Source organism: Arthrobacter sp. GCM10027362, assembly GCF_042679445.1.
Lineage (GTDB): Bacteria > Actinomycetota > Actinomycetes > Actinomycetales > Micrococcaceae > Crystallibacter.
The window spans coordinates 1-3,020 of sequence record NZ_JBHTML010000300.1 but is presented as its reverse complement, the minus strand read 5'-3'; the positions used below and the strand labels follow the sequence as shown (position 1 = coordinate 3,020).

Here is a 3,020-nt window from a genome sequence, read left to right as displayed (position 1 = left end):
GCCCCGGTCCCCCCGGCGGCGCCGCGCTCCGCCCAGCCGGCGGTGTCGGTCCCGCCCCCGCCGCCGGGCAAGCCGAAGGTTTCCCTGTGGACCGAAAGCCAGCCGGAAACCGGCGGGATCCAAGTGGTGGCCAGGGCCGCGTCCCACGATTCCGGGGACTACGTGCGCAAGGCCTCGGTGTTCCCCGCCGGCGCCCGTTCGGCGCAGGAGGACTCCGGCTACGAATACGACGCCTACGACCGGGACGAGGAGAACAACCCCAGGTCGCCCCGGCTCCTCGTCGGCGGTGTGCTCGCGGTGCTGGTCATCGTGGCGATCGTCGTCGCCGTCAGCCAGCTCAACGTATTCCGCGGCGGGCCGGTGGCGGGCGAAGGCAGCGTGCTGGCCGCCACCGAGACGGTGGCCGGCGCGCCCGCGGAGGCGCAGGACGGGACGGCCGAGGCGGCGGTGAAGCCGGAGATCGCCGGCCTGTCCCGCCAGGTGCCGGACATGCCCGAGCTGGACCAGGAGAATGACGGCGCCCTGCCCCAGGCGATCGACGGCAACCCGGCAACCTACTGGGCCAGCTACCAGTACGCCACGGACGCCTTCGGCGGGTACGCCTCGAACCTGGCCCTGGTGGTCGAGCTGGAGGAATCCTCGAACGTCGAGTCCATCCGGCTGACCCAGCTCAGCGGCCGCGGCGGCCAGTTCTCCGTCCTGCTCAATGACGAACCCAGCCTGGACGGCGCCAAGAAGGTGGCCCGGGGCAGCTTCACCGCCCAGAACACCACCATCCCGGTCCCGGAGGAGGACGGCGCGGCCCCGAAGGCCAAGTACGTCATTATCAACTTCACCGAGCTGCCGCGGCTGTCCAACCCGGGCAGCGCCCCGCCGTTCGGTGTCCGGATGGCCGAAATCGAGGTCTCCTAGCAGCCGGCGGCTCCCCGTCATGGAAGGGAACCTGCGTCCCTGTCCGGGTATATACGGAATAAGCTGGTGGGGCCGCTCGTTGTGACGGGTGGCCGTCCTGCGGCAGGCAAGTACATCGCAAAACAGGAAGAGGTTCACAGGCTGTGACCACAGAAATATCCGCGTCCGTGCGCGACGTGATCATTGTCGGATCCGGTCCTGCCGGCTACACGGCAGCCGTCTACACGGCGCGCGCCAACCTGAAGCCGCTGCTGATCGCCAGCTCCGTGCAGGCCGGCGGCGAGCTGATGAACACCACGGACGTGGAGAACTACCCGGGCTTCCCGGAGGGCATCCTGGGTCCCGAACTGATGTCACAGTTCCAGCAGCAGGCCGAGCGCTTCGGCACCGAGGTCCTGTTCGAGGACGTCACCTCCCTGGAACTGGACGGGGAGGTCAAGAAGGTCACCATCGGCACCGGCGAGACGTTCCTGGCCCGCGCGGTCATCATCTCCACCGGCTCCGCCTACCGGGAGCTGGGCCTCGAGGACGAGAAGCGCCTCTCCGGCCACGGCGTGAGCTGGTGCGCCACCTGCGACGGCTTCTTCTTCCGCGACCAGGACATCGCCGTCGTCGGCGGCGGGGACTCGGCGATGGAAGAGGCGCTCTTCCTGACCAAGTTCGCCCGCTCCGTCACCGTGGTGCACCGCCGCGACAGCCTGCGCGCCTCCAGGATCATGCAGGACCGGGCGCTGGCCAACGATAAGATCCGCTTCGCCTGGAACTCCGAGGTCGTCGGCATCCACGGCACGGACAAGGTCACCGGGCTGACGCTGCGCAGCACCGTGGACGGATCCGAGTCCGAGCTCGCCGTCACCGGCGTCTTCGTGGCCATCGGCAACGACCCGCGCGTGGACCTGGTCAAGGGCCAGCTGGAGCTGACCCCGGAAGGCACCATCGCGGTGGAGGGCCGCTCCTCGCGAACCTCGCTGCCGGGCGTCTTCGCCGCCGGCGACGTCATCGACCCCACCTACCGCCAGGCCATCACCGCCTCGGGCTCGGGTTGTGTCGCGGCGCTCGACGTCGAACACTACCTGTCCGCCCTGGGCGACGCAGCCGTGCCGGCGGCCGCAGCCGCCGTCGCCTAACCAATTCCGTCCGAAGGAGAACACATCATGAGCACTGCCAGAGAAGTAACCGACTCCAGCTTCGAAGCGGACGTCCTCAAGGCCGACAAGCCCGTCATCGTGGACTTCTGGGCCGAGTGGTGCGGCCCGTGCCGCATGCTGTCCCCGATCCTGGACGACATTGCGGCCGAGCACGCCGGCAAGGTCGAGGTGGTCAAGCTGAACGTCGACGACAATCCGGCCACCGCCGCGAAGTACGGCATCACGTCCATTCCGGCCGTGTACGTCTTCAACAAGGGCGAGGTGGCCGCCACCTCCATCGGCGCCAAGCCGAAGCAGGTCATCGAGCGGGAATTCGCCGAATTCCTCGGCTAGGCACCATGCGCACGAACGACACGGCAGGGGGCAGCCTGCGCCGTTCGGATTCCAGCCGGCGCGTAGTGGCCTTGAGGGAAAGGCTGCTGCGCGCCGGCGTCTCCATGGCATACCTGGCGCCGGACCAGGTCAACGATCCCGAGCGCTTCGACGACCACGTGGACGCCGCCGTGCGCACCTTCCAGCAGTCCCGCGGACTGATGGTGGACGGCACCGTCGGGCCCGAGACCGAGCGCGCCCTGGCCGAGGCCCAGTACACGCTCGGCGACCGGGTCCTGTCCCAGGCGGCCGAGGGAGCCGAGCCGCTGCGCGGTGACGACGTCGCCGAACTGCAGCGCCAGCTGTCCTACCTCGGCTTCTACTACGGGCATATCGACGGCGAATTCGGCGAGCGCACCCACCTGGCCGTGCGCGAGCTCCAGCTGAACCTGGGCCTGGAGCGGACCGGAGTCTGCGACGGCACGCTGATCGATGCCATGGCCCGGGTCAACCGCACCATCAGTTCCAGCCAGGCCTTCTCGCTGCGCGACTACGAGCGGCTGAACCAGACCGCCGCCGCCCTGGCCGGGCGGGTCATCTGCCTGGCCGCCGGCACCGGCGCCGGCCGGGCGGCCGCCCAACCGGACC

At 69.5% G+C, this 3,020-nt stretch carries 3 protein-coding genes and 1 pseudogene; all 4 read left to right on the top strand.

Translation table 11 applies throughout. The annotated features are described in order from the left end of the window. Nucleotides 1–912, top strand: a pseudogene (locus ACFQ36_RS21875) (hypothetical protein); the annotation flags it as partial. 143 nt (nucleotides 913–1,055) lie between these two features. Beyond that, entirely contained in the window at nucleotides 1,056–2,039 is a 984-nt protein-coding gene (gene trxB, locus ACFQ36_RS21870; RefSeq protein WP_377017527.1) for a thioredoxin-disulfide reductase, read from the top strand. 27 nt (nucleotides 2,040–2,066) lie between these two features. Beyond that, nucleotides 2,067–2,393: a thioredoxin gene (gene trxA / locus ACFQ36_RS21865; RefSeq protein ID WP_377017525.1), complete on the top strand. Its 327-nt coding sequence runs from the start codon at nucleotides 2,067–2,069 to the stop codon at nucleotides 2,391–2,393. Between the two features lie 5 nt (nucleotides 2,394–2,398). Next, the coding region (locus ACFQ36_RS21860; protein WP_377017523.1) for a peptidoglycan-binding protein at nucleotides 2,399–3,020 on the top strand (622 nt) is incomplete at its 3' end.

Excerpts from the sequence above, each read along its gene's own strand:
- trxA (WP_377017525.1), top strand. The coding sequence starts at position 2,067 with ATGAGCACTGCCAGAGAAGTAACCGACTCCAGCTTCGAAGCGGACGTC.